Here is a 3,774-nt window from a genome sequence, read left to right as displayed (position 1 = left end):
ATGGCGCTGCTTTCAAAAACTCCCAGAAAACAGGCTCCATTGGATATCTATTTGAGAGTTCTGCCCATCCGGATTCACCCCAGATCATCAGCATTCATGCGGGTTGTAGAGGTTTTGCAGGGACGACAAAATAATCATTTGATCGCGCGTCTTTATTGGTTGATTAAATTGGTTATCCAATTGAAAATATAAAATATTTAGGTTAATAACTGTGATGATCTTATGTTTATTGAGATTTCTTGGTTTTCTGTTTAATTTGCCTTAGCATTTATTCAATGCCATCTCCATTAATAAATCACAATTTTTTTCCATTCTTATTCCAACTGTAGTTAAATGACCACCTACGCCACGAGCAAAATGATGTAACAGATCACATCTAGCCATAGTTATATTTAGTAAATTTCCATCATTAATATTTTTTTCTTGCAAAAGAATATTTAAGTTGGAGATGGCTGTTTTTGTATTGGTATTTTCTTTGTCTTTGTATTTTTCGTATGCTTCTATTTCCTCCGAATCTGTAATTATCATGCAAATCAAAACCTTAATGGCAATATCTTTATCGAAATATCTTTTTGCAAACGATTCAATAATGCCATCGGTTGAGTAATTTGTTAAGCCAATAGATTTCCATATGTGTGAGCTTAATATATTTATAAATATTTGATATTGATGTGCAATGGCTTGTGCTTTTAAGATTCCTTCGAGATTGATTTTATTTATTATCCATGAACAACTTTGATTGACATATGGAATATCTTGTAATGTGATATGATTTTTTATGTCATCACACAAGGCCAAAACATCAGCGTCAACCTTCTTTGATAATTCTAATTTAATATTTTTAAATTTTTCTTTGTCTGTTGCCGTGCTAATGGTATCAAGTAAATAATAGAAATATGTTCCAACATAGCATCTAGTGATTGCATTTGAATTTCTGGATAGTCTTCCGCTGTCATCACGATTGATTAAGTCGTAAGATATGGACTCGATATAATCTATATTTCTAGTGGCTAGTTCAACGAATTTGACTGCCTCTTTGTCTTTAAAGAAATTTATCATTTGGCTGTATCGATAATTTATTTTAAATATTTGAATGAAAATTTTATAACCAGTCTTTATATATTTTCTATTAAGGTCAAATGCTTCTCCCAGAATTCAATGGATTGGCCCACCAATTCTCTGAAATCATTTCCTTTGAATATTCCTTCTTTCATCAAGTATTCCATACTGTGATTCTTTTCTAAATCGGTGTTACTTTCCCATTCTATGCGTGCAATGTATTCATGAATGATAGAGTCTCTCGAACTTTTGATAAAATTCGTGTACAAATTATCACTCGAGATTACTTTTTTATAATAGTCATTTTGCTTTTTTAAATTGATTTTGTCTTCTTCATTTTCTTTTTTCAGTGCGTCACCAACTGTGCGAATTAGAACGCAGCACAAAACAACTAGATGACGAAAGTCAACGTCTATTGGATTTTCTTTGAATTTCTCCAATGCGAAACGTGCATCATTCAACACTCTACGAGCTCTTTGTGTTTTGACTGTCATTTCATCATGATAAATGAGTCAGACTACCCGAATTCGGAAATTCGATCAACATCTAGACAACGGCGGTTCGTGTCCTAATGCTTATGGTATAGAACTCAGCAGAGCTGGAGTCGTTCATATTCATAACTGTTTGATTGAGATATATGGAGTCTAACGGTTATTGAAAAGAATTCATATCAATCGGGAAGCACAACACACGGCAAATTCGCCAGACAGCAAGCCCGATAGATCAATGATCGGAAAGACATCATGAGTAATCAAGTCAACGCCTTCAAACCATCCTTTACTAATCTTGAATTCGCTGTCAAAGCATTTCGTCAACTGGACCAGCTGTGCGCCGAGCGGCAAGCATGGCAAGACAACGAGTACAAGAATTCGACCACACGCCTGTACAACCTGCTGTCAGCTGTCTACTGCGTGTATGAGAGCAAGTTCGTGAACGTCCAAGATGATGACCGTCGTACCCTTCGCCAGCAGCTGGTGAGCAAGCTGAACGAAGATGGCATCAATGTCCGTAAGAGCAGTGACACTCTCGGTCTGCTGATCCGCTATGTGTTCAAGGCAGATCGTCGCCGTTTGATGTCCTACAAGTACGCTATCCTGGCTGCCAAATCCAATGGTGTTTCATCAGCCGACTTGGCCAAGTGGCTCAGCGCTGCTGGCGGCGTTGACGAGGTGAGCCGAAAAGTCTCGTACAGCCAAGAGACGCTTGATCGTCGTGACGAAGTTCTGAAAGCGACGAACAGTGTTGAGCAATTGATCGCCCAGCGCTCTGATGTCCCTTTGGGCACGGTCAACTTGCCGATCAGTGCTGCTGGTGCCCGTGTTGTGATGCTTGCCGAGCCTTGTGGAAACGGTGATTTCAAGATTCTTTACGTCTTCGAGAACCCCAGCGACGGTGTTCACAAAAGCCTGATCCGAAAAGCAGCCACAACATCGGCTGCCGTACAAATTGATGTCAACGCCGCCAAGAAAGAGGTGACCTCATTCATCAACTTCACCCGTCTGAACAAATTGGCCGACATGGCTGTAGCCTGAGCACTGAAAGGAAAGAAAAATGGATCGCCTTATTCGTATCAAAGACATCTGTGGCTGCCCCAAGACCGGTCGTCGTGGCTATTTGCCCATTTCGAAAAGCTCTTGGTGGGCTGGTGTGGCGGAGGGTAAATTCCCGACGCCGATCAAGTTGGGTTCTCGTACCACTTGCTGGCGCGAATCTGATGTGTTGGCGTTGATCGCCGCTAATGTTGGGGAGGCTTGATCATGAAAAAATATCGCGTTGACTACAAACTCATGGGCATCGGGAATTTTTTCGTTGAAGCGTCTTCGCTCAACTTGGCTTACGAAGAGATGTACAAACGGTTCTCCGCTGACAACAGCTTGATCGTTCATGCCAAGTATCCGTATGGCTTTGAGATTCTTGACGGTACTGAGCACGAAAGCCCGTTTCCGGCGGTCTCGAAAATTCGTCTAACCACAATTGACGATCTTCGTAAAGCCAAAAATAGTCAGTCACTTGATGATGAGGCAGACAAGCCCCCACGATTCGCTGATACCGGACTGTTCGACTTTGTCGAAAAATCGAATACCGAGACCACGTGAACTTCAATTGATATAAGTTTGAGGGGCGTTGTGAAAGCAGCGCCCTTTTTTCATTTCAGCGATGTCTAGTAAGTGACGCCATCAAACGAGTCAGGGGCGGATCTTTCGCTGGCGCTGCCATGGAACTACTGACTGAACTGTTTTGAGCGCTCCTGGCTCTTCCTTTCGCTTGGAACCGCTAATGGATTCGTAAACCAGGTGACTGAATTGCTGGGCCAAAGTGTTCGGCAGCAATCGGGCAGCAATACTTCATCATGCCAAGCGACAAAACAACGGCGGTCACTGAATTTTTTCACCGACCTGAGCAGAGTGAGGGCCGAGGATGCCTGAAGGATTCGCTACGCTGGCGACTGACGAGGTGTGTGGCTTGAGTGAGCGTCCAGTTACGGGACGCTTAAACATTAGCGAAAGTGCAAAATCCTAACAGATGTGCTTTGTCTTTTTAATGTGCGGTTGAGTACCTGACCGAATTACTCACTTGGCAATGAATATGGCGGATTCAAGTACGAGGTGCAACAAAGATGAACCCGGTAATAGGTGGCTGAGGATGTCAAGGCATCATGGTCACTCAAACCGCCAAGTCCAAGTTGCCAGATGTACAAGCACCTCAGCCGAGAAG

At 42.3% G+C, this 3,774-nt stretch carries 5 protein-coding genes; 3 read left to right on the top strand and 2 right to left on the bottom strand.

The window, feature by feature from the left end:
• Positions 1-261: 261 nt before the first annotated feature.
• Together B9Z52_RS17425 and B9Z52_RS17420 are read right to left on the bottom strand one after the other, a co-directional pair.
• Complete coding sequence (locus tag B9Z52_RS17425) at positions 262-1,059, bottom strand: hypothetical protein (protein WP_108415110.1); 798 nt, start codon at positions 1,057-1,059, stop codon at positions 262-264.
• A gap of 56 nt (positions 1,060-1,115) precedes the next feature.
• Entirely contained in the window at positions 1,116-1,553 is a 438-nt protein-coding gene (locus B9Z52_RS17420) for a hypothetical protein (protein WP_108415109.1), read from the bottom strand.
• A gap of 249 nt (positions 1,554-1,802) precedes the next feature.
• On the opposite strand from B9Z52_RS17420, the gene B9Z52_RS17415 reads away from it, so the two are divergent.
• Genes B9Z52_RS17415 through B9Z52_RS17405 form a run of 3 tightly spaced genes read left to right on the top strand, consistent with a single transcriptional unit; the run spans position 1,803 to position 3,155 of the window.
• A complete protein-coding gene (locus B9Z52_RS17415) occupies positions 1,803-2,591 on the top strand; it encodes a hypothetical protein (protein ID WP_108415108.1) in 789 nt (262 codons plus the stop codon).
• Between the two features lie 19 nt (positions 2,592-2,610).
• The gene (locus B9Z52_RS18225; RefSeq protein WP_108415107.1) at positions 2,611-2,814 is read left to right on the top strand and encodes an AlpA family transcriptional regulator; all 204 of its coding nucleotides are present in this window, start codon (positions 2,611-2,613) and stop codon (positions 2,812-2,814) included.
• Between the two features lie 2 nt (positions 2,815-2,816).
• Entirely contained in the window at positions 2,817-3,155 is a 339-nt protein-coding gene (locus B9Z52_RS17405; RefSeq protein ID WP_108415106.1) for a hypothetical protein, read from the top strand.
• Positions 3,156-3,774: the final 619 nt, after the last annotated feature.

This window comes from Limnohabitans sp. Jir72, from assembly GCF_003063575.1.
GTDB lineage: Bacteria > Pseudomonadota > Gammaproteobacteria > Burkholderiales > Burkholderiaceae_C > Limnohabitans_A.
This window is presented reverse-complemented; position numbering and strand designations above follow the sequence as displayed.

Excerpts from the sequence above, each read along its gene's own strand:
- B9Z52_RS18225 (WP_108415107.1), top strand. The coding sequence starts at position 2,611 with ATGGATCGCCTTATTCGTATCAAAGACATCTGTGGCTGCCCCAAGACC.
- B9Z52_RS17405 (WP_108415106.1), top strand. The coding sequence starts at position 2,817 with ATGAAAAAATATCGCGTTGACTACAAACTCATGGGCATCGGGAATTTT.
- B9Z52_RS17425 (WP_108415110.1), bottom strand. The coding sequence starts at position 1,059 with ATGATAAATTTCTTTAAAGACAAAGAGGCAGTCAAATTCGTTGAACTA.
- B9Z52_RS17420 (WP_108415109.1), bottom strand. The coding sequence starts at position 1,553 with ATGACAGTCAAAACACAAAGAGCTCGTAGAGTGTTGAATGATGCACGT.
- B9Z52_RS17415 (WP_108415108.1), top strand. The coding sequence starts at position 1,803 with ATGAGTAATCAAGTCAACGCCTTCAAACCATCCTTTACTAATCTTGAA.